This is a genomic window from Kordiimonas aquimaris, assembly GCF_025574485.1.
Lineage (GTDB): Bacteria > Pseudomonadota > Alphaproteobacteria > Sphingomonadales > Kordiimonadaceae > Kordiimonas > Kordiimonas aquimaris.
On sequence record NZ_JAOBPO010000009.1, the window covers coordinates 2,501 to 25,977 of the forward strand.

The following is a 23,477-nucleotide window of genomic DNA, read 5'->3' on the forward strand; positions in this document are numbered from 1 at the left end:
TGTTCCAAGTATTTAGAGAGTTTTGCTTTCTGGATATGGAGGAGCTCTCAAGTGAACTAAGAGCATTTGGTGAATGCCTTGGCGTATAGAGGCGATGAAGGACGTGACAGGCTGCGAAAAGCTGTGGTGAGGTGCCAGTAACCTTTGACCCACAGATATCCGAATGGGGAAACCCACCACTTTTGTGGTATCTGCAACTGAATACATAGGTTGTAGAAGCGAACCCGGCGAACTGAAACATCTAAGTAGCCGGAGGAAAGGACATCAACAGAGACTCCCTTAGTAGCGGCGAGCGAACGGGGACCAGGCCAGTGCCGTCTTTGAATTTACCGGAACAAGCTGGAAAGCTTGGCCATAGTGGGTGATAGCCCCGTACGGGAAGGAAGAGAAGACGGACTTGAGTAGGGCGGGACACGTGAAATCCTGTCTGAACGTGGGAGGACCACCTTCCAAGCCTAAGTACTCCTATACGACCGATAGTGCACCAGTACCGTGAGGGAAAGGTGAAAAGTACCCCGATAAGGGGAGTGAAATAGAACCTGAAACCGAATGCTTACAAGCAGTCGGAGCATCCATTGTGATGTGACGGCGTACCTTTTGTATAATGGGTCAGTGAGTTAGTGTATTTAGCAAGCTTAAGCCGATAGGTGTAGGCGTAGCGAAAGCGAGTCTGAATAGGGCGACTGAGTTAAATGCATTAGACCCGAAACCCGGCGATCTAGTTATGGGCAGGTTGAAGGTGCAGTAACATGCACTGGAGGACCGAACCCACGCGTGTTGAAAAACGCGGGGATGACCTGTGACTAGGGGTGAAAGGCCAATCAAGCCGGGAGATAGCTGGTTCTCCGCGAAAACTATTTAGGTAGTGCCTCAGGTATTACCTTCGGGGGTAGAGCACTGGATGGATGCGGGGGGCGCGAGCCTTACCAATTCTAACCAAACTCCGAATACCGAAGAGTAGAGCCTGGGAGACAGACTGCGGGTGCTAAGGTCCGTAGTCGAGAGGGAAACAGCCCTGACCACCAGCTAAGGTCCCTAAATCTTGTCTAAGTGGGAAAGCATGTGAGACGGCCAAAACAACCAGGATGTTGGCTTAGAAGCAGCCATCATTTAAAGAAAGCGTAACAGCTCACTGGTCTAAATAAGCTGTCTTGCGGCGAAGATGTACCGGGGCTAAAGACAAGTACCGAAGCTGTGGATTTGATCTTATGATCAAGTGGTAGCGGAGCGTTCTGTAAGTCTGCGAAGGTGTGGCGCGAGCCATTCTGGAGATATCAGAAGTGAGAATGCTGACATGAGTAGCGATAAACAGTGTGAGAGACACTGTCGCCGAAATCCCAAGGGTTCCTGCGCAAGGCTAATCCGCGCAGGGTGAGTCGGCTCCTAAGGCGAGGCCGAAAGGCGTAGTCGATGGGAATCAGGTTAATATTCCTGAACCAGGTGGAATGTGACGAATGGAGTAAGTTGTGAGACCTTATTGGATTGGTCTTGCCGCGAATCTGTTCCAGGAAATAGCACCACCATATTGACCGTACCCTAAACCGACACAGGTGGGATGGTAGAGCATACCAAGGCGCTTGAGAGAACTATGCTGAAGGAACTCGGCAAATTGCCTCCGTAACTTCGGGATAAGGAGGCCCAGCTTTAAGGCAACTTTTAGTTGGGGGCACAAAAGAGGGGGTGGCGACTGTTTACTAAAAACACAGGGCTCTGCGAAGTGGATAACACGACGTATAGGGTCTGACGCCTGCCCGGTGCCGGAAGGTTAAGAGGAGTAGTGAGAGCTGCGAATTGAAGCCCCGGTAAACGGCGGCCGTAACTATAACGGTCCTAAGGTAGCGAAATTCCTTGTCGGGTAAGTTCCGACCTGCACGAATGGCGTAACGACTTCCCCACTGTCTCCAGCATAGACTCAGCGAAATTGAATTCTCCGTGAAGATGCGGAGTACCCGCGGTCAGACGGAAAGACCCCGTGCACCTTTACTACAGCTTCAGAGTGGCATTAGGGATAACATGTGTAGGATAGGTGGGAGGCTTTGAAGCCCGCACGCCAGTGCGAGTGGAGCCATCCTTGAAATACCACCCTTGTTGTCTCTGATGTCTAACCACGTCCCGTGAAACCGGGACTGGGACCCTCTGTGGTGGGTAGTTTGACTGGGGCGGTCGCCTCCCAAATGGTAACGGAGGCGCGCGAAGGTAGGCTCAGATCGGTTGGAAATCGATCGTCGAGTGCAATGGCATAAGCCTGCCTGACTGCGAGACTGACAGGTCGAGCAGAGACGAAAGTCGGTCATAGTGATCCGGTGGTTCTGTGTGGAAGGGCCATCGCTCAACGAATAAAAGGTACGCCGGGGATAACAGGCTGATACTGCCCAAGAGCTCATATCGACGGCAGTGTTTGGCACCTCGATGTCGGCTCATCTCATCCTGGGGCTGGAGCAGGTCCCAAGGGTTTGGCTGTTCGCCAATTAAAGAGGTACGTGAGCTGGGTTTAGAACGTCGTGAGACAGTTCGGTCCCTATCTGCCGTGGGCGCAAGAGACTTGAGAGGAGCTGCCCCTAGTACGAGAGGACCGGGGTGGACGGACCTCTGGTGGACCTGTTGTGGCGCCAGCCGCATTGCAGGGTAGCTATGTCCGGAAGGGATAACCGCTGAAAGCATCTAAGCGGGAAGCCCCCCTCAAGATAAGGTCTCTCTGAGAGCCGTGGAAGACCACCACGTTGATAGGTCAGGTGTGGAAGCTCAGTAATGGGTGAAGCTAACTGATACTAATTGCTCGATAGGCTTTTGAGCCTCTCCATAGACAGAAAGGAAAGCTTTCTTTGTCTTTAATTCGCGCAAAAGTGCGCGGCGGCCGCTTGGCCTTGCCTCACAGCTACGCTGTTCGGTAATTAGAGATTGTCTTGGAACATTACTCAAAGCATGCTTTGATACTCGCAATAACACTCTTTTGTTGATCTGGTGGTTATAACAAGGTTGTCCCACCCGGTCCCATCCCGAACCCGGAAGTGAAAAGCCTTTGTGCCGATGGTACTTCGTCTTAAGGCGCGGAAGAGTAGGTCGCCGCCAGATCTACAAAAGAGTGTACACATAACCACATATCAAATACCAAAAACCGCCCTTCAAAAGGCGGTTTTGTCGTCTAAAAGGACAATTGATTCCTATAGTCGACAACCAAGGGCAATCTTGAGCCCTCTTCATGGGATTGCGATAGCAATACCGGAAGCAGACACATAGCAGCCCTGAGCTGCGTCACATCGGAGAATGGCATAAGCCATCGGAACGGGTGACATAATATAATTGACGCGGGATGGAGCAGCCCGGTAGCTCGTCAGGCTCATAACCTGAAGGTCGTAGGTTCAAATCCTACTCCCGCAACCAATACGATAAAAAGGGTCCCATCAGGGGCCCTTTTTGCGTATATGGGCTGTGTGAGTAAGACTTGAACCTACGGATAAAGTAGGTTCAACCGCCGGCGCAGCAATGCAGTGCATTGCGAAAGAGCGCCAAGGACAAGGAAGCAATGCCGATAGGCATGCGCACCTAAAACCCTACTCCCGCAACCAAAGTAAAAAAGGTAGTTAAGTTACTGATTTAACCGTCTTTTTTGTTTATTAAGTAGAAATGCACCTCCAGAACCTGATTTGAACCTACCAGGGAAAACCAAACAAAAACAATAAGGTAGAGGGGTTGTCACTGACTAGGTATGAGATTAGCTTGGAACAAGGCCAATTTGAGGTGATTTGAACCTACCACTTTATTGTTTTTTAGGACTAAATAGCATTAAGAATAGCTGGATTTCATCGTCCATATTTTTAGGGAAATCTACTTCTTCGAGTAAATCACGATTGCTTTCCCACTGAGTTCGCCCAAGTTCAAAACTAGCATAATACGCACCTCGAAAAACACTCTTAATAATGCGAGAGTATGTGTCGAACATTGTTAAGAACACTAAAAGCTCACGTTGTCCCCAATTTGTTCTGATATCGAAACGTTCATCTACAGTGATGCCGTGGATGAGTTGGTTTCTATTTTTAACGAATTGATCTAAGTTTTCTTTGAAGTTCGGCTCAATGACCCAAGCTTCTTCAATAGACTTAATAAGGTTTCCGAGAGTTTTTTTCTTCCAAGCATTAGTAAGCTCACCCAAAGTTTTATGTTTCTTCTTTTGCTTGGGTGACAAACCCAGAATAAATGAACGAGCGATGTAGTCTTCTATTTCTTGGCAACGTATTAGTAACATTCCCAAACCAGTGACTATATGTATTTCAGGCTCATGCCATATATCGTCCTCTTCAAAAGGAAGTTCTTCTAGGTCTATTTGTTTATTTAATTCTTCAATTGCTTTAACTCCAATGTAGCGAGACACAGAGATGTAGCATGCGCGATAATCTTCTACTTCATAAACTACATCGTCTATAAGCATCTCCTCTGTGTCGTCAATGGTTCGAAACTCGGCGCCAATACCTTCAAAGAGTTCCTTGCCAAACACATAAAATGGCCAGCCATTCTCCTTGAAAGCATTTGTCTTCTCATATGCTTTCTGAACTTTTAGAGGGATACGTGCTATTCTTTGAGCACTAACTTGGTCCGGACCAAAGCCGTTCATATCCCTTTCTATTCTGCAAGCACTTCGGCTATTTCGAGCCACAACAAAACAGTCTTCTAGACCATCAGACTCTACCCAATATAAGTGCCAACTAGACATCGAAAAATTATCCTTAGATTGATTAATCTTCAGGCTAGGCAATTTCTTTATCTCAGTCTAGCTGGTGGTCCTTTAATTGATCTGAATCAGCTTTTGAGTTTTTTGATGATTTTTTCCTTTTCGGCAGAGGTGGCGTTGACCCATTGTCTAGCAGCGTCTTTCGCTAGGATTTTGACTAACTTCTGAAGTTTTGCATCAACTTCAGGGGGTATTTTTTTAGCAGCCTCTTCTGGAGATAGAAGCTTACCATCAAGGTTGTCTTTTTTGGACTTAGGCATTTTTGATTTCCCTAGTTTGTTTGAGGAAGATCAAGGATATGGATTTAGCTTCTGGCAGGCTAAAAATTCAATAACCATATGAAATATATAATGAATATCGATGTATGATATTGAATAGATCAGGCTCCCGCAACCAATACGATAAAAAGGGTCCCACCAGGGGCCCTTTTTACGTATATGGGCTGCGTCAGATACGGATTTTATAGCTCGCAAGATGCACACAGAGTGCAGATTGCAATGGTTCATATGGAGCAAGCCGAAGGTGCAGCGGAATGACGAGGAAGCCGTCAGGTAATCCTATGAAAAAAACTAAATTAAGATAGTTGAGCGTATGGTTAGCCATTGTTCTATCCAATTAAAAGCGCTAGCCAGACGCTTTCAATGTCTCTGCAGGTACAACGTTATATGTATCTTTATATATTTTAGAGAAATGGCTCGGCGAGCTAAAACCAACAGCATATGCAACTTCGCTCACAGTAGCGTATGCATTTTGCTGCATCAGGTCATGAGCTACCAGAATGCGTTGTTGTTGAATAAAGTTAATCGGCGAAAGGTTGGTAGCAGACTTAATTTTTCTACGCAGCGTACGTTCACTCACAGCCAGTGCATCAGCAAGCGCAACGACGCCGAAGCTTTCCTCGGCTATATGCGAGTGGATGAAATTTACAGCATCGGCAAGAAAACGGTCCTGAGCGGAAGGGACACTTGCCTGCATTTGGTCCGGGAATTTGTTGCGCGCTAACGCAGCTGCCAACTTCTTTTCATAGGATGTATTAAGAGTTTGCAATTCTTGAATTTGCGCATCAGCTAGCGCTTGCCTTTCTTTACTATATTGATTACATGCGAGAAAAATCAGACAGGACTCGATCATCAGTGTGACCTGGTACACCCAGATATCCAGCAGTTGATACGTTGCGATAGGTGTATCAGACCATGCAAAAGCATGTGCCGGGTCGGTGACCAGTTCAGAAACAATAATACCCACCATCAGAACAATGAAAGATACAGTCAATATCTGCGCAGTAGGCTGTCGTTTGAATGCAAAATAAAGACAGAGCAAAAAACATGACAGTGACAGGAAACCGATAGTATCACTGAAAATCTGAGAAAAGCTATTGCTTGGCAATATCCATACTAGCACCAGTAATATAGCCTGAGGTGTAAGAGACAGCGTTTTAAACACCTTGGCCAACCGAGGGGCCTGTATTTTGAGCGATAGCAACTCATAGGTGAAGGACATCATCGCGAAACTGGCCAGTGTCTCCATCGAGTTACGGATAATAAAGTTGATATCTGCGCCTCCTAGGCTCACTCCAATCAGGCTGGGTATGTCATGGTAGAACAGATTACCGAACGCGATGAAACAGAGATAGGCACAGTAATAAACGGTTGCCATATTTCGAGAATGTCGCCGCCAAAACAGCGTGACAAAAAACAGTCCAAAGAAAAAACCTGTTGCGATAACAATCTGAAAAATTTCAGAGAGTGTGTTAGCGGCGAGAGCTTTATCAGGCGTTATGCTAGCCACCAAGTTAGCTTGAACCGGATCAGCAACTGATAACCGGAATGTTTTTGTTGTATCCGGGTCTATCTTAAGTGCGAGCGCAGGTTTAATAGAGACGACGGAGCGCTCTTCTCCGGTTTGATATTCATGAATAAGTGTCAAATTTCCAGAAGAGTCTTCTTCAAACAGGCGCGCATTCTCTATAGTTACACTTTCCAATCGGATCGCCCAATCGCTAATCTGTTGTGTGCCGTTGTGTACAGTGAATTGTAGCCACAAAACAGATTTTTCAGACCCGAAAATCGGAATAAAGTCCGCGCAGCTTTTGGTGAAAATCAGACCATTTTCACTTTCTTCGGGATCATCAATCGCATAATTGGCCCCTGGCGCGATATTGATTGGCTGCTCTTGTTCAATAAGAGTAGACAGTGGCGGACAGTCTTTATCCAACTGTGTGCGAGCGCTCTCAGTCCAGCTCATCATAACAATAAAGAATAGAACAAGACATACCTTATGGCTGCGGTTGCCCGATGTGTTGCTAAACGGGTTTTTCATACAGTCCACTCAATTCTTATCGCGATGTATCATCCTACCGCCACTTTATGCAGGCTAACCTGATTTTTCAAACTCAAGTTTTGAGCGGGTACTCAGTTACCAATGCCACAAAGCGGTCAAACTTGCGCGGTGATCGGCCATATCTAAAAAAGATCATGTAAAACAGTAATTTACAATGTTAGTCCGAGTTTAACTGCTGGCTTGGCTTTTCAATATTGCCATTGAGTGAAGGAGGCATTCATGTCGATTAATCTAACCCTTGAGGGGGCAAATCCGATTGCGGCTATGTCTTGTAAGACAAATATACTCGCCTCTGCTGGTCATGAGGGCAGGGCGCTACAAATCAGACAAGCCACCCTCAATGACATTGATGATCTTATGGTTCAGGCGGAGCTATTCCACGCAGAATCCAGTTACAAAAACATTCCCATAAACCAGGACAAGCTTCGCGGCTTCTATAAGGCGCAGGTCATACTGGAGACATCCCTTATTCTGGTTGCTTATCAGGGCAAACAGTTGGTTGGTCATTTTGTTGCCCACATTTATGATTTTTACTTCTCGGAGGAACGCTCCGCCGCTGACCTTATTCTTTATGTGACACCTGAAAAGAGAGGGTCACGAGCAGCGCTTACTTTTATTCGGCAGTATCATGAGTGGTGCACAGTCAATGGTGTTGTTGATGCATCGCTGTCTATCAGCACGGACATCAATCCCGGAAAAACATCACGATTCTATTCAAAGCTAGGCTTCCCACTTGCGGGACACCTTCACAAAAAAAAAATCGCTTAACCCGGAGGTCATACTATGTGCTTGGTTCCATCTTTTCCAACAAACACACTGGCTGTTTCGCCGAACAGCACCAATGTTGCCCTTCCTGATCCTACTGTGACAGTCAACGGTGCAATCAATACAGCAGATATACAGATCACAGCTTTCGGTGGCACAGTGTCTCTGGACACGACCGGTGTAACGGTAACTGTCGGCGACGGCATCGATGATCAGGCGATAACAATCAATGGAGATAATTCAGCACTACAAACTGCTTTGGCAACCCTCACGTTTACACCAACGAATGGATTGGTCGGGGAAGACGAAGCTCACGTACAATTGAGCTCATCTGGGGCCGCAAATTCCAGACTGGAGATCATTCTCATCAATGCGCCCTTTATTACCTTGTCGTCTGCCCCAAGTGTGGCTGAGGACTCCAGCAATATCCCATTCGGCAATGCGATTAACATCGATGATGCCACCGGTGACAATCAAACCGTTATACTCACGGTCACAGGCGGTACATTCTCAATTGGAAACAATGCTGGCCTTTCATACAGTGTTGGTAACGGCTTTGTTAACACAACGGCAACCTTTTCAGGCTCACTGACGGACGTGAACAGCGCTCTCGATACACTTGTCTTCACCCCTACCGCCAATCTTAATGGCACTAGCGTTGCCTCGCTCAGGGTCCAAAGCGATGATGGCAATGGCGGCACCGACGATGAAACACTGACCTTTGACATCACATCCGTTAATGATGCACCGGTAATTATCCTGCCATCTTTGCCAACAGTGAATGAGGATGACACAGCCGCCGCTGTATTAAACCCAGGTTTTCCCAATACGCTTCTGAGCATTACAGATGTTGAGAATGACACGCTCACGGCAACTGTCACCTCAACTGGAGGGACATTTGCTTTCACATCAACCGGCGGTGTTTCTTTCACGGCTGGTTCATTTGCGGGGCCTAATACCACGGCTGTGATCAGCGGATCACCCGCAGCGGTCGATAATGCCATTCAAAGCATAAACTTTACACCAACCGCGGATTTGAATGGTTCAGGTGCTGGCGCTATTCGTATTCAAGTCGATGACGGCAACGGAGGCACCGATGATGAAACCATAACCTTTGATATAGGGGCCGTTAATGATGCACCCGTAATCACACTGCCTTCTGCGCCGAGTGTAGCAGAAGATGCCAGCAATGTTTTATTTGGCAACGCGCTTAACATTGATGATGTTGAAGGGGACAATCAAACGGTTACGCTTACGGTGACAGGCGGTGTTCTTTCCATCGGTAACGGTTCCGGTCTCAACTACAGCATTGGCAATGGCTTCGCTAACACAACGGCAACCTTCTCAGGCTCATTGACGGATGTGAACAATGCGCTTGATACACTTGTATTCACTCCAACCTCTAACATCAATGGTGTAGGTATTGCCTCGCTCAGGGTGCAAACCGACGACGGTAATGGTGGTACTGACGATGAGACACTTACTTTTGATGTGGTCGCAGTAAACGATGTGCCCACTGTATCCGCCTTACCTGCAACTGTAACAGTGATTGAAGATACACAGAGTAATGTGGACCTTTCTGCCGCTAGTATAGATGACATTGACAGCAGCTCAGTCACCGTGACATTGACAGCCAGTGCGGGAACCTTTGCAGCGCCGGTTGATGGTTCGGCTGTTGGTGTTACAGTAGCACTCGTGAATGCCACCACAATTACGCTTGTTGGCTCACCCGCCAACATCAACACCTATTTGGATACAGCCAGCAACATTCAGTATACGGGTGTATCTAATGTGAATGGTACTGCTGCCGCCACAGTGACAGTCACTGCTGATGACGGAAATGGCTCTGGCGATATCACCCTTGGCACAGTGAACATAGACATCACGGCGGTAAATGACGCGCCGACAGCAACTGACAATACCGTCACGATGGATGAAGATACGTCGCGTGTGTTTGCTGTGACAGACTTTAACTTTGCCGATGTTGATACAGGTAACAGTCTGCAGCTCGTCCGTATTGATACACTAACTGTTGGGAGTGGCACACTCCAGCTATCCGGAGTTGATGTGATGGCTGGTGATGTCATCACTGAAGCAGATATTACGGCGGGCAATCTGGTTTACTCGCCAGAGGCTGACGCTAACGGCATGGGTTTGTTGACCTTTACTTTCAGTGTCAACGACGGGAGCACGTTTGCTGCTGCGGCCTCAACGATTACAGTTAATGTAACAGATATAGCCGAGGCTGTGGCGCCTCCCGCCCCGCCACCTGCTCCAGCGCCGGAGCCTGTTCCAGTTGTTGTGAGTGTTGAAGACGCAAGTACAGGTCCAGACACGGTTGAAGGGTCTGCTGCCGCCGATGACATTGCAACAGGTGCTGGTAATGATCAGGTGAATGCTGGTGGTGGCGATGACAATGTTGACGGCGGTGCCGGTAATGATGATGTAAGCGGTGGGCGCGGTTCTGACCGTGTGTCTGGCGGCGCAGGCGATGACACGGTATCTGGTGGCATTGGCTTTGACTTTGTTGATGGCGGAACAGGCAATGACGCCCTTGATGGTGATCAAGGCGATGACACTGTGCTTGGTGGTGATGGCAATGACACTATCGACGGCGGCTCCAACAGTGACTTCCTTCGGGGGGATGCAGGTGATGACAGTATCCGTGGTGGCTCTGGTGATGACCGTGTATTTGCTGGCCCTGATGATCAGGGCGATGACACCGTTGAGGGTAACCGCGGTAGTGATATCATTGGCGGTGGTGCCGGTAATGACTTTATCGTGGGCGGAGATATTGACGGCAACGGTACAGATGTATCTGGTGATGACAGCTTGTTCGGCGGTGACGGTGATGATGTGATCATTGGCGGTTCGTTTGATACATCAACTAATATGGCAGTGAACGGAAACGGCGGCCGCAACACTATCTATGCCGGTAATGGTAACGACAGCATCATTGGCGATGATGGTGGTGATACGCTTGGTGGTGGTAACGGTAATGACAATGTCATGGGCGGCGCTGGCAGCGATGTTATTTACGGTGGCCGAGGGGAAGGTGAAGATACTCTTGATGGCGGCGACGGTGATGATCAAGCTTTCGGCGCCTCAGGCGATGACAGTGTTGATGGTGGCGGCGGTAACGACACATTGTTTGGTGGTGACGGCAATGACACGGTTAACGGCGGTGCAGACAATGACTTGATCTTCGGCGGTGCTGGTAATGACAATCTTACAGGCGGCACTGGCAATGACACCTTTGCTTTCATCACAGGCTTTGGCAGTGACACCATCACTGACTTCGGCACGGCAGGCGGCGACACAGACACCCTCGACTTTTCAGAGATAGAAGGGCTAGTGCTCGCTGATCTGCTTGCCAATGCCATGTTTAATGCAAACGGTGCAACGCTCACTATCGGCACCCACGGCACCATCATTCTAACAGGTATCAATGAGGCTGAACTACAAACTACCTTCGACAATGGGCAGATTGTGGTTTAGCAAAAGATAGAATTAGCAAAATTTATAGAAATTGCCTTACTGAGAAAATACAACTCGGTAAGGCTTAGAAACTGATAATAGTTACTGACAAGCCTTAAAATGGGTTTTTCGAATCTCAAATTTATCATATTTTCTATCACAGTGCCCTCATGGAGGAGAGATTTATTTAATTATAACAATAAGTTATTAACCTATTAATCAGGCTCATAACCTGAAGGTCGTAGGTTCAACCGCCGGCGCAGGCAGGCGTTAGCATGCCGAAATAGCGCCAAGGACAAGGAAGCAATGCCGATAGGCATGCGCACCTAAAATACTACTCCCAAAACCAAACGTCAAAACCCGCCCTTGTGGCGGGTTTTTGCGTTTTATTACGGCCGTATGTCTGTTGAAACCTACCGTTCGGACCAACGAACAAAGTGAGGAAGGTCAACACGAAGAGGTGCAAGCCCCGCAGTGGTAAATTCTACGAGAAAGATCAAAACACAAAAGGGGGCCAAATGGGGCGGCTTTCTTGTTTTTGGTCAGTGTTAACAGACCATACATACAGTTTGCCTATTGAAGAATTTGGATAAGGCATGTTTACATATGGAACATCAATAGGGGTACTACAATGCAAAAAATTACATTCAAAGGTTCACAAGGTTTTGATCTGGCGGCACGGCTTGACAAACCTGTCGGCCCCACTCGAGCTTATGCTCTTTTTGCCCATTGTTTTACGTGTGGCAAGGACCTCCAGCCAGCTAATAGGATAGTTAAGGCGTTGAATCACGACGGTATTGCGGTCCTCAGATTTGATTTTACCGGTCTTGGTAAAAGTGGAGGCGAGTTTGAAAATACCAATTTTACATCCAATGTTGGCGACCTTGTCCTTGCTGCACAGCATATGCGTGAGCATTTTGAAGCACCTAGTCTGATGATCGGGCATTCCCTTGGTGGAGCTGCAGTTCTACTTGCAGCATTGGACGTGCCGGAAACTGAGGCTGTTGCTACTATCGGATCGCCTTCAAGTGCCACGAATGTTATAAAACAGTTTGCCTGTGATGTTAGCACTATTGAGGAAAAGGGCGTGGCCGAAGTGCGACTTGCTGGTCGGCCGTTCAAAATCAGAAAACAGTTTCTTAATGATATTCGAGGCCAGAATGTTCTAGACGCTGTAACAAGATTGAAGAAACCACTTCTAATCTGCCACAGCCCTATTGATGATATTGTTAGTGTGGATCATGCGGCCGAGATATTCATGGCAGCAAAACATCCGAAAAGTTTCCTGTCGCTTGATAAGGCAGATCATCTGCTCTTTACGCCTGGTACAGCTGAATATGTAGCGACATCAGTTGCGGCCTGGGCATCTCCCTATATCCCTGATCTGGCGGAAGAAGATATGATTAATATCCCATATGGCCGTGTCGCTGTTCACCCGACCGGTTACGGCAAATTTCAGCAACATATTCATGCAGGGCATCATACAATCCTTGCGGATGAGCCAAAGGCTTACGGCGGTGATGAAGCCGGGGCAACGCCTTACGATCTTTTGCTGGCAGGCCTTGGTGCCTGTACATCCATGACTCTCAAAATGTATGCTGACAGAAAAGGCATCGATCTATCGGATGTGGAAGTATATCTTGACCATCGAAAAATCCGTGCTGAAGACTGTGATGCATGCGAAACTAAAACAGGAAAACTTGACATGATTGCAAGACAGATTGTGCTTAAAGGCAATCTGGCGGATGAAGAACGAGAACGACTTATCGAAATTGCCGACCGCTGTCCTGTTCACCGCACGCTTCATAGTGAGGTCATAATCACGACAGAAGAACATATAAAGGAAAACACATAGCACTCGAAGATTTAACATGCTGTTATCGTATGGTTTTCCCCAAAATTAGCACTATTTAGGAAGTAAAATGTCAAACTCCAACGCCCAGCCGGATACGCTCTCCACTTTAAATTTATCTGCAAATGCTCAAAAGTATTTCGATAAGGAAGTGAAATCGTTCACTTTTTGTAGAGGAGAGATCATCGTCCATAAAGGTGAAGAGGTGAGTGGTGTTTACATTGTACAAACAGGTGCTTTGAGAATTTATACTCTTGATCCTAAAGGAATTGAAAAGTCCATTGACAACGTTTATGCGGGCGAAATTTGTCTTTTTTCAGTTGACTGTATTATGAAGCATCTAACTTATCCAGCTTGGCTAAAGATAGACTCGTCTGAAGCAAAAGTAAAATATATCCCTGCCTCTGCCTTTCGGCAGGTTTATGTGGATGAACCTTCGTTGCGTGATTTTATATTTGAAGCGATGTCCCGTCGGATATACAGCATGATGTCTGTCATTGAAGAGACTTTAACCTATGATGTTGGTTCTCGAATAAATCACTTTCTTTTACGTGAATGCCCAGTGACCAGGGTAATTGAACTAAGTCATCAGGATGTTGCGGACCGAGTGGGTACATCAAGAGAGGTTGTATCAAAGCACCTAAAAAGTCTTGAAAAACTCGGGCACATCAATTTGTCACGGTTGAAAATTATCGTCAACTCGAGTGAGGAACTGGCAAAACTCCTCCCAAGGTATGCTGTGTGACCTAGGATACATACAATTTGTTTAACTTAGTTTAAGCGACTTATCTCATGTTAAAAAAAGGGATAAGTATGAAAAATTTTACACGGAATGCTTCGAAGTTAGTAATTATTGGCGCTATTTTGATAGGTACTGGGTTTACTTTAAATGCTCAAGACAGTGTAGTTGTTGCGACTGCAAAAAAACCGCCGGTTAATGACGGTTTGCCCATGCCCGGGTTTACCATCACCAAAGGCAATACGGCTTTGGTGATTACAGATCCGCAAAATGATTTCTTGTCACCCAAGGGTGTAACATGGGGTGTGGTTGGAGAGAGTGTTACTAAAAACGGTACGGTAGAAAACCTAGACTCTTTATTCAAAGTAGTTGGTGAAGTTGGTATGCCTGCTTTCGTCTCGCCGCATTGGTATTATCCGCACGATAACAAATGGCAGTTTGAAGGCACACTTGAGGTGCTGATGCATCAACTTCATATGTTTGAGCGCGAAGGGCAACTTAGTCTGGATGGTTTTGAGGGCTCAGGGTCTGACTGGCTTGAACAGTATAAGCCTTATATAAATAATGGCAAAACAGTAGTGACCAGCCCACACAAAGTCTATGGCCCTGAAACGAATGATTTGGTTTTGCAGCTACGCAAGGCCGGTATAGATAAAGTTATTCTTGGAGGCATGTCGTCCAACCTATGCACTGAATCTCACATGCGTGAACTGATTGAGCAGGGATTTGAGGTTATGGTCGTGACAGATGCAACTGCCGGTGCAATAACCGAAAATTACAATGGGTATCAGGCGTCGTTAACGAATTTTCGTTTTATAGCCAGCAAAATTGATAATACGGAAAATACTGTGCAGGCTATCAAATTGGCGTTTCAAAGGTAATTCATAGGTACCTCTAGCTATACGTAATTTACGCATAACGATCACACCCAGCCGACACTTTCTCTTTGTCGGCTGGGTTGATTGGGTATGAGTATTGAGAAGACTGATATGAAGCACAGCATTGCTTATCAAGAAAGCAACCCAATCATGCATTAGCTGTAAGTCAACTCGCCATTGCACAAAGCACGAGAGGCATAACTCTCAGTTCTCGAATGGAAATTGAACATGAATAACGATAAAATCTCTACCAATGGCGGTGCATGCCCGGTAATGCATAGCGGTGCAGCTGCCACCAATATATCGAGTAAGGAATGGTGGCCTAAGGCGCTAAACCTCGACATTCTCCATCAACACGATAGTAAGACAAACCCGATGGGACCTGACTTCAGTTACCGAGAGGAAGTTCAGAAACTCGACATTGTAGAGCTTAAGAAAGACCTATACGCATTGATGACTGATAGTCAGGCGTGGTGGCCCGCAGATTGGGGCCACTATGGTGGACTCATGGTCCGTTTGTCTTGGCATGCGTCCGGTTCTTATCGTGCCGCTGACGGTCGAGGCGGCGTCGGCAATGGCAACCAGCGCTTTGCGCCACTCAATTCCTGGCCAGACAATGTAAACTTGGATAAGGCGCGTCGACTCCTTTGGCCGATCAAGAAAAAGTATGGCAATAAGGTCAGTTGGGCCGATTTAATGGCCTATGCAGGCACTATTGCTTATGAATCGATGGGCTTGGAAATTTTTGGTTTTGGTTTTGGCCGCGAGGATATCTGGCACCCTGAAAAGGACACATATTGGGGTTCGGAGAAAGAATGGCTTGCACTTAGCGGTAGTAAAGGAAGTCGTTATTCTGGAGAACGAGACTTAGAGAGCCCCTTGGCGGCGACCATGATGGGGCTGATCTATGTCAACCCTGAAGGTGTAGATGGCAATCCTGACCCAATCAAGACAGCGCATGATATACGCGTTACTTTTGCACGTATGTCCATGGACGATGAGGAAACCGTAGCATTAATTGCTGGCGGTCATACCGTTGGCAAATGTCATGGCAATGGTGACGACGCGTTGCTGGGAAAAGAACCGGAAGGTGCGGATATAGAGGATCAGGGACTCGGTTGGTTAAACAAGACCAAGCGCGGCGTTGGCAGAGACACTGTGACCAGCGGTATCGAAGGCGCATGGACAACCCACCCTACCCAGTGGGACAACGGATTTTTTGAGCTTTTGTTTAACTATGAGTGGGAACTAAAGAAAAGTTCAGCCGGAGCATGGCAATGGGAACCTGTCGACATTAAGGAAGAAGATAAGCCTGTCGATGTTGAAGATCCATCAATTCGACATAACCCAATTATGACCGATGCTGACATGGCCATGAAGATGGATCCTCAGTATCGCAAAATCTCCGAGCAATTTTATAATGACCCTGAATACTTCTCAAAAGTTTTCGCGCGAGCATGGTTCAAACTGACACATCGTGATATGGGCCCAAAAGTGCGATATGTTGGCCCTGATGTGCCGCAAGCAAACCTTATCTGGCAAGACCCGATTCCCGCGGGAACCACAAACTATGATGTTAAGGCTATCAAGTCTAAAATAGAAGCTTGTGGCTTGAGTGTAAGCGAAATGGTTTCCACTTCCTGGGACAGTGCCAGAACATTCCGTGGTTCTGACAAACGTGGTGGTGCCAATGGGGCGCGTATTCGTCTTGCCCCTCAAAAAGATTGGGAAGGTAATGAACCGTTTCGATTAAGTAAGGCACTGGCAGTTCTTGAGCCTATTGCAAAAGAAAGCGGCGCAAGCATTGCTGATATGATCGTTCTTGCCGGCAACGTCGGTGTTGAGCGAGCTATCAAGGCTGCAGGTTATGACGCAACTGTTCCCTTTACACCAGGGCGAGGCGATGCAAGCCAGCAAATGACCGATGTGAATTCCTTCGACGTGCTTGAGCCCATTCATGACGCTTACCGTAACTGGCTTAAGGAAGGTTGCACCGTCAGTGCAGAAGAACTGATGCTAGACCATACGCAACTAATGGGCCTGACTGCTCAAGAGATGACCGTACTGATTGGCGGCATGCGATCGCTTGGAACTAACTATGGCGGCACTGAACACGGTATTTTTACGGAGCGTCCGGGTATGCTTACAAACGACTTCTTTGTTAATTTAACGGACATGAGTTATATTTGGGAACCGATTAACAATAACATGTATGAAGTTCGTGATCGCCACTCAGGTGAGGTCAAGTGGACAGCGACGCGTGTTGATCTCGTTTTTGGTTCTAACTCTATCCTTCGAGCTTATTCCGAAGTTTATGCACAGGATGATAATAAGGAAAAGTTTGTGCAAGATTTCATAATGGCATGGACTAAGGTTATGAACGCTGACCGCTACGATCTGGTATAGTTCTGCGCCATTCTCCGCGTCGCTTCTAAGCGCGACGTAGAGATGTTTAGATTGGTATTACCGTTTTAAATCAGAATGACTGTCTATGGTGGTTAATCTTGTATAGCTGCTTTATAATTTTAACCTCTTACTTTTAGGAGCAATAGTGGACCGTTTCCTCAAAACCTCGAGCCTTTTTCTAGCAATTTTAATAAGCGTTATCTCCCAAGAGGCAATAGCTCAAATTGAAGTGGAATTTCACGAAGAAAAACGACATCATATTTCCGTATTTTCGGGTGGTACGACAATATTTCATACTGATGAGGCAGCCTCTACTATAGGTCTTGATTATGAGTACCGTATTAACCGTCTGCTCGGTGTTGGCTTTGTTGTCGAACAAGCATTCGGTAGTATTGATGCAACCACAATTTTAACCGTGGCTGATATACATATCTGGCGTGGCCTTGCTTTGCAGATTGGGCCGGGTATTGAGATACTTAACGAAGAAACTGAATTTGGCGGCGAAGAAAGTGCAACAAATTTTGTAGCCCGCTTTGGTGCATTGTATGAGCTAGAATTCGAGGGGGGATACACTCTATCACCACAATTACATTATGATGCTTCCAAAGAAGATGCGTTGGTGTTTGGTATATCGCTGGGATTGGCTTTTTAGCATAGTTACATGAAGTTGTTAGGTGCCATATTTGTGATTATTATCCGTCGATCTTCTTCAAATGACCATTAAGCCTCAACTGACGAAAATGATGTGTAGATATTTGAATTGGCAAACTCTGGTGTTAATCATAAAGCAGTTTTGAACTATAAGTGGAATGGGAATTAAAAAGGCTTAATTCAATCCTTCAATTCTAATGAATTTCATGATCCCACCTAGTCGGTTTTATCAGTCCCTAAGTCACTTTTTGCGGAGGATGCTCAAAGCTGTGGGTCGGTGTTTCACTACATACACAAAAAAATGGAGGATGAGCGCTGATGGGCTTTAAAATGAGTTTTTCTAATCATGAAACTCACACAAAGTTTGCACACAAAAATTTAGATGGTTTAAATATGTTTTAAAATCAATAAGTTATTGATGTGCTAATCAGGCTCATAACCTGAAGGTCGTAGGTTCAAATCTTACTCCCGCAACCAACTTAACTTGCTGTGCAAGTTCATCAGACCCTCCGAACTTTCGTTCGGAGGGTTTTGTTGTTTTAGAATAACCGGTTGAAGTCTTATTGCCTGCGGCGCTTTTTTGCTCTGCAGTGGAGCATAGAGCTAATATCTGGGCCAGATCTCCTTCGATATCAAAAACAAAGCCATCTTTGGAAGGTGTTAGGGTAACTTTACTTAGTAGAATGCGAATTGCCTCGAAGGCATGTGGGTCCTGTCGATTAGCATTTAAGGCCTCAGTTAGACTGCCAACCCTCTCTTTGTATATATGGGACATGTTCGGGTGCAGCAGCATTGGTGGTTCATTAGAAATTGACGAGAGTTTTTGTGTGAGTTCAGCTTTCTCGATCTCGAGTGTCTTCATGCGAGTATTGAGTGATAGAGCATCTGCACCTGCAAGGACCGCATCAACGGCTTTATCAAGCTGATTATCTATTTTAGTGATACACGCCTCGATGTGTTGGCGCTCGCCCCTCGCTTCGCCTTGCAGACGGTTTAACTCCTCCGTAAAAGCATCAATGAACTCAGCGAATAGATCAGGCTGCATCAGATGGTGCTTTAGACTAGTCAGCAGGTGCTCTTCGAGAACATCAATGCGAATATTCTTGCGATTAGCGCATATGCTTAGGCCTTTATTGCGGCTGGTGGCACATCCGAGCATGTCTTTGTTGATTTTTGTATAGCTGCCGCCGCATTGCCCGCATTTTACTTTGCCGCTCCAGAAGTATTTTGGGCGCTGTTTAGTATAAAATGCCGGAGCAGAGTTATCAGCACTGCGTTCGTTAATAGAGCTTTGGCGTTCACGCACCGCTTGCCAAAGGTCATCTGCTACAATGCGCAGTTGTGGTATTTCTCGAATAATCCAGTCTTCAGCACGATTAAGACGTGAAACACGCTTACCGGATGCAGGGTCTTTGCGGTAACTGAGCCTGTTCCAAATGCGCCTGCCTATATAGAGCTCGTTGTTAATAATACCCGTGCCGCGGCGCCGGTTGCCGTTAATGGTACTTGGTCCCCACGGCTTGCCGTTCGGGCCTTTAACATCTTCCTTGTTTAAGGTGTGAGAAATTGCTCGCGGTGAAACACCTACAGCGTACATCTCAAAGATACGGTTAATGACAGAGGCTTCATCCGTGTTGATGATGAGTTCACCGGCACGTTTTTGGCCGTTGTGATCGAGCCGGACCGGAACGCGGTAGCCGTAAGCTTTACCACCGCCAGACTTGCCTGCGCGCACACGCCCCTCAAGTCCCCGCCGTGTTTTATCAGCCAGGTCTTTAAGGAAGAGGGCATTCATGGTGCCTTTCAGGCCGATATGGAGTTCGGAGATGGTACCTTCAGATAGGGTGATGAGCTTGATGCCGTGAAAACTCAGCTGTTCATATATACGCGCGATATCAGCTTGATTACGTGATAGACGGTCTAGTGCTTCGCAGAGCAGAATATCAAACTTGGATGTCGCGGCGTCTTGCAACAATGCTTGCAAGCCAGGGCGCATCATAGAGGCGCCAGATTTAGCTGCATCTGAATAAGTGCCTGAGAGACCCCAGTCTTGGGAGCACGTCCTTTCCTTCAGTTTAAAAAGCTGATCCTCAATAGAGGCTTCTGACTGAAGCTCACTGGAATAACGAGCATATAAGGCGACACGCATAATAACAATCTCCACGGGAAGAAGCTTTAAGTAGAATCCGAAGCTGGGTGCGTGTCAAGCTTGATGGGCTTACTCATACGTGATTGTTCTTCAAAATAGTCCTTGGCTGCGCTGCGCGCAAGTGCTCGGACAAGCGAACGCAGAGCAAGCGAGCCCGGAGGCTCACTCGTTGTAACCGATTTGTTCTCATGCCTTCTGGACATTAGGCTATTGGCCTGTGGTCCATTTTGCGGGTTTAACGCCAGGCCTTACAACGGGCCAAATGGTGAGCGGCCAGTCAAAGCGGTAAGCACAGCCGTGTTTGAGTACAAAGGCGCGAATATGTTTTTGGCCGTCGATGCGTACTAGCCCGAGGTCGCTTTCAAGCTCGCTTGCATCAACCACAGGAATAACTTCAGTGCGAGTTTGGTGAGAGGTGCTTGGGCCTGTGTGGGAGCCACCTTGTCCGTCCATGATACTTCTGTCCGGTCCACTATAGGAAACGTCGGTCCATGATATCCGCCGTGTACCTATCACTTCCTTACTAATGAACTGAGCCGAAGGTCCACCGTTCATTCGTCCAATGATCTTGGTGCCAAAAACATTGAGCCATGTGTGCATCTCTTTCTCGCCAAAAATGGCAGAGACCTGGGAGAGGCTTTGCACGCCCACTACACAAGAAATTCCTTTGCTACGACCGACCGCAAGCAGTTGTTCGAAGCTACTTACTTTACCTTTCGCACTTTGCCCACCGATTTGGGCGAACTCATCTAGGAAAAGCCATATACGACGCTGACTGCTGTCGCTTAAAGCGCTTGACGTGGCGTAGTTGCTCAGCAAGCTGATGGCGGCTTGCATCCAAGCGGCTGACAGTTCGGGGAACTGTGCTGACCTTTGTAGGACAATAGGATGATTGTTATCATTAGCGTCATTGATCCAGTGGATTAAGGATATGCGCCTTTTGGGGTCTGTACCACTCCAAGCTTCTGCAAGGGGAACAATGGTGCGACCTGCGGCGGCCCATAGCCCCACTAGAAAACCATATGATGTGCGGTTTATCTGACCTGAGCTTGGGTCTAATGCAACATATTGAGCGGCTTCAGGATGGCTGTCCTCAATGAGTTGTCGTAACTGATCAGGTTCACTGAAGATAGTGCTAGAGAGCTCTGCCCATCCCCAGTCCTCACCTGTGTTTTGATGATGTTTAATAACACCAGTGAGAATGGCTCTTGATGCGTTTGCCCACATAGGGTCATGGCTTTCTGGGATCAGAGACGATGCCAGTTCATGAGCAGCTGCACCACTCTTACAGTCGGCACAAATATCCCATGCATATGAACGTTGATCGTGCGGTGCAATCAATGCGAAGCTTGATGTAGGTAGTTTGCTGGTAACGTCGCCTTTAGTATCTGTAAGTAGAATTTTTGGCGCGGTTCCAGCAAGTGAGCCAAAAAGTAATTGCTGAAGCCAGTATGTGATAATTGTGGTTTTACCCGCACCGGTACTGCCCACTAATAATATATGCTCGGAGCAAGATCGCGGACTGAGGTTGGCACGTGGAGCGAGAGTTAAGCCAGTGACTTTTGATTTACTATTACGTGTTTCGTGTGTGCTGAAGGTGCGAGCTGCGCGTTTGTTAAACACAGGCATACGACCTCCCAAATGAATGAGCCTGTCAACAGGGTCGGTCATGCCATATCGTCGGTGGTAGCTATAAATGCCGCATAAGAAACCTGATAAAGCAACAGCGCCAATGCGCCAGCCAACAGCTCGCCCTAAGCCAACCTGCTCCAGTTGAAACACTACATTGTTGATGGCATGCACAGGATTGGCGAGATAACGCAGCCAACCTATTTGATCTAGAAGTCGGCTCTGCGCTTGTGAGAGATAGTTCCAAAACCAAGAAGGGTTAACAACGTAGGATGTATCATTGTACCAGTCTGTTGGCGGAATAAACTTAAACAGAATGAAGGCTGCAATAAAGCTATAAAGTAAACCCGAGAGAATACCTATCGTGACAGCAGGAAACAAAGGGGTATATTTGATAAATGGTGAAATATTAGTCATGAGACATCTCCACCAATTGACGAATGCGGCGCCAAATAACTAGTTTTTGTCCGCGTTCAAGTGGCTCACAACAATTTAAGTGAAGGTTATTTTTGACAAGCTGATCAGCTGGGATTGCTGTGAAGTCAACCGCAGCCTGCCATTCAAGCTTTGACTGAACGACATAAATACAGGCATCTGTATTTATGTTGAGGCGCGAACATTGCGGCCAGTCGTATGTATTTATTGAGATTGGCAGTGTGTTTGTATAGAGGCGGTCTGCCCAGTAATACGTTGGCCAAGCGACGATACAGCAAGTCATAATAGAGGCGTTGATAATCAAGTTACGAGCTGCCCTGGGCGTTTTACTCCAGACACTGAGTGTTGCTTGTGATTGAGACACTGAGCGCGTCTTGGTTGGCGAGGCTTTCTTTGCTGCACGCATGAAAAGCTGCTGTCGGTCCCGCGGTGTTAGGCGCTTGAGGAGGGCATGGTCTGCCTCTGAAAGCTTAGAAAGATCACTCGCCTTGAGCCGCACCATAAGGTCACGAAGGCCGTTACTGTGGTCTCTGGCAGCTTGTGCACGTAAATTGTCGCTTTTATTTTGCATGGCTGGCCTCCTCAGTTTGAAGATTGAGAGGCTCGGTCAGCGCTTCGATCAAGTCTGCCATCCACACAGCGACATCGCCTCTGATGACTTTCGCCTCAGGGCGAGATATGCCGGTCCACGCCTGAATTTGTTGAATATCGGCAGAAATGACGTCGGTGAAACGCAGGCCCGCAGCTTCAAATGGCTGCCAACTACCAGCTTCAATGCGCGGTACGGTGAAGCTGCTGAGGTTACTCAACAACGGCATTAGTTCTTGGTGCCAGACATGATCAGCTGGGGAGGCAGGAAAGAACTCAAACTTACTGTCGCGCTCATTGAGGGCGATCATGCGACTGGTAGATGGTAGAATCTGTTCGATTTTAGCCAGCGTGCGGATACATTGCTGCATGCTCTCAGGATCAGCTGTTGTAGGGGCAATCCAGAGAGCATGGACGCCGAGTTCCAGCAGCTCCTCATCCAAATCAATAAGAGCGGCGTACTTCAGAAGTGCATGTTGCTGTGTTGCCCCCACATCAACAATGGGGATTGCTCCAGTGGAAGGGGCGGCTTCGAGGATATGATAAAGCGGGTCAAATGCGCGGATGATCGAGTTAGGGTTAGAACGTGAGTTGTTGACCGCCTCGATTGCAATGGTGATCACTTTATCGGGGTAAAGTGTGGGTAGCCGGTCTTGATCGTCAACTTGGATGAATTGAAAAGTTCGGTCATGGAGTTCGAGTATGTCGGCAATAGTACATGAAAGCGTAGTTTTGCCAATCCCGCCTTTGCCAGAGGACACGATGATCAAGTTGGGGGAAGTGCTTTTGTGCATCAAAATACTCCTAATAATTATTGAGGAATATTCTGATACCAGACGCTG

14 protein-coding genes, 1 tRNA gene and 2 rRNA genes are annotated in these 23,477 nt (G+C 47.2%); 10 read left to right on the forward strand and 7 right to left on the reverse strand.

Translation table 11 applies throughout. The features are described from left to right. The first annotated feature begins 46 nt into the window (after positions 1-46). The 3 genes from OEU88_RS17250 (at position 47) to OEU88_RS17260 (ending at position 3,381) form a co-directional block, all read left to right on the forward strand. A 23S ribosomal RNA gene (locus tag OEU88_RS17250) occupies positions 47-2,794 on the forward strand. 163 nt (positions 2,795-2,957) lie between these two features. Further along, positions 2,958-3,072: ribosomal RNA gene (gene rrf, locus OEU88_RS17255) — 5S ribosomal RNA — on the forward strand. Between the two features lie 232 nt (positions 3,073-3,304). Then, positions 3,305-3,381: transfer RNA gene (locus OEU88_RS17260), tRNA-Met, on the forward strand. 376 nt (positions 3,382-3,757) lie between these two features. On the opposite strand, the gene OEU88_RS17265 is transcribed toward OEU88_RS17260, so the two are convergent. From OEU88_RS17265 to OEU88_RS17275, 3 genes are all read right to left on the reverse strand, one after another. Continuing rightward, a complete protein-coding gene (locus tag OEU88_RS17265) occupies positions 3,758-4,609 on the reverse strand; it encodes a hypothetical protein (protein ID WP_262696459.1) in 852 nt (283 codons plus the stop codon). 185 nt (positions 4,610-4,794) lie between these two features. After that, positions 4,795-4,986: a hypothetical protein gene (locus tag OEU88_RS17270; RefSeq protein ID WP_262696460.1), complete on the reverse strand. Its 192-nt coding sequence runs from the start codon at positions 4,984-4,986 to the stop codon at positions 4,795-4,797. A 364-nt stretch (positions 4,987-5,350) separates the two neighbouring features. After that, the gene (locus OEU88_RS17275) at positions 5,351-7,045 is read right to left on the reverse strand and encodes a helix-turn-helix domain-containing protein (protein WP_262696461.1); all 1,695 of its coding nucleotides are present in this window, start codon (positions 7,043-7,045) and stop codon (positions 5,351-5,353) included. A 240-nt stretch (positions 7,046-7,285) separates the two neighbouring features. On the opposite strand from OEU88_RS17275, the gene OEU88_RS17280 reads away from it, so the two are divergent. From OEU88_RS17280 to OEU88_RS17310, 7 genes are all read left to right on the forward strand, one after another. Continuing rightward, on the forward strand, positions 7,286-7,834 hold the full coding sequence (locus tag OEU88_RS17280) for a GNAT family N-acetyltransferase (protein WP_262696462.1): 549 nt from the start codon (positions 7,286-7,288) through the stop codon (positions 7,832-7,834). A gap of 15 nt (positions 7,835-7,849) precedes the next feature. Then, on the forward strand, positions 7,850-11,329 hold the full coding sequence (locus OEU88_RS17285; protein ID WP_262696463.1) for a beta strand repeat-containing protein: 3,480 nt from the start codon (positions 7,850-7,852) through the stop codon (positions 11,327-11,329). Between the two features lie 610 nt (positions 11,330-11,939). Next, complete coding sequence (locus OEU88_RS17290) at positions 11,940-13,163, forward strand: bifunctional alpha/beta hydrolase/OsmC family protein (RefSeq protein WP_262696464.1); 1,224 nt, start codon at positions 11,940-11,942, stop codon at positions 13,161-13,163. Positions 13,164-13,230: 67 nt separating this feature from the next. Further along, on the forward strand, positions 13,231-13,905 hold the full coding sequence (locus OEU88_RS17295) for a Crp/Fnr family transcriptional regulator (protein WP_262696465.1): 675 nt from the start codon (positions 13,231-13,233) through the stop codon (positions 13,903-13,905). 68 nt (positions 13,906-13,973) lie between these two features. Continuing rightward, a complete protein-coding gene (locus tag OEU88_RS17300) occupies positions 13,974-14,780 on the forward strand; it encodes a cysteine hydrolase (RefSeq protein WP_262696466.1) in 807 nt (268 codons plus the stop codon). Between the two features lie 225 nt (positions 14,781-15,005). After that, positions 15,006-17,183 (forward strand): catalase/peroxidase HPI, encoded by a 2,178-nt coding sequence (katG, locus tag OEU88_RS17305; RefSeq protein ID WP_262696468.1) that lies wholly within the window; start codon positions 15,006-15,008, stop codon positions 17,181-17,183. A gap of 145 nt (positions 17,184-17,328) precedes the next feature. After that, the gene (locus OEU88_RS17310) at positions 17,329-17,835 is read left to right on the forward strand and encodes a hypothetical protein (protein WP_262696469.1); all 507 of its coding nucleotides are present in this window, start codon (positions 17,329-17,331) and stop codon (positions 17,833-17,835) included. 432 nt (positions 17,836-18,267) lie between these two features. Here OEU88_RS17310 and OEU88_RS17315 read toward each other — a convergent pair whose 3' ends face one another. The 4 genes from OEU88_RS17315 to OEU88_RS17330 all read right to left on the reverse strand — a co-directional run bounded on the left by OEU88_RS17315 (position 18,268) and on the right by OEU88_RS17330 (position 23,429). After that, positions 18,268-19,983 (reverse strand): recombinase family protein, encoded by a 1,716-nt coding sequence (locus tag OEU88_RS17315; protein ID WP_262696470.1) that lies wholly within the window; start codon positions 19,981-19,983, stop codon positions 18,268-18,270. Positions 19,984-20,190: 207 nt separating this feature from the next. Continuing rightward, the gene (locus OEU88_RS17320; RefSeq protein WP_262696471.1) at positions 20,191-22,029 is read right to left on the reverse strand and encodes a type IV secretion system DNA-binding domain-containing protein; all 1,839 of its coding nucleotides are present in this window, start codon (positions 22,027-22,029) and stop codon (positions 20,191-20,193) included. Next, positions 22,022-22,618, reverse strand: a complete 597-nt coding sequence (locus tag OEU88_RS17325; protein WP_262696472.1) for a hypothetical protein — start codon at positions 22,616-22,618, stop codon at positions 22,022-22,024. The genes OEU88_RS17320 and OEU88_RS17325 overlap by 8 nt, the downstream gene beginning before the upstream one ends. Further along, positions 22,608-23,429, reverse strand: a complete 822-nt coding sequence (locus tag OEU88_RS17330; protein WP_262696473.1) for a ParA family protein — start codon at positions 23,427-23,429, stop codon at positions 22,608-22,610. The genes OEU88_RS17325 and OEU88_RS17330 overlap by 11 nt, the downstream gene beginning before the upstream one ends. Between the last annotated feature and the right edge of the window lie 48 nt (positions 23,430-23,477).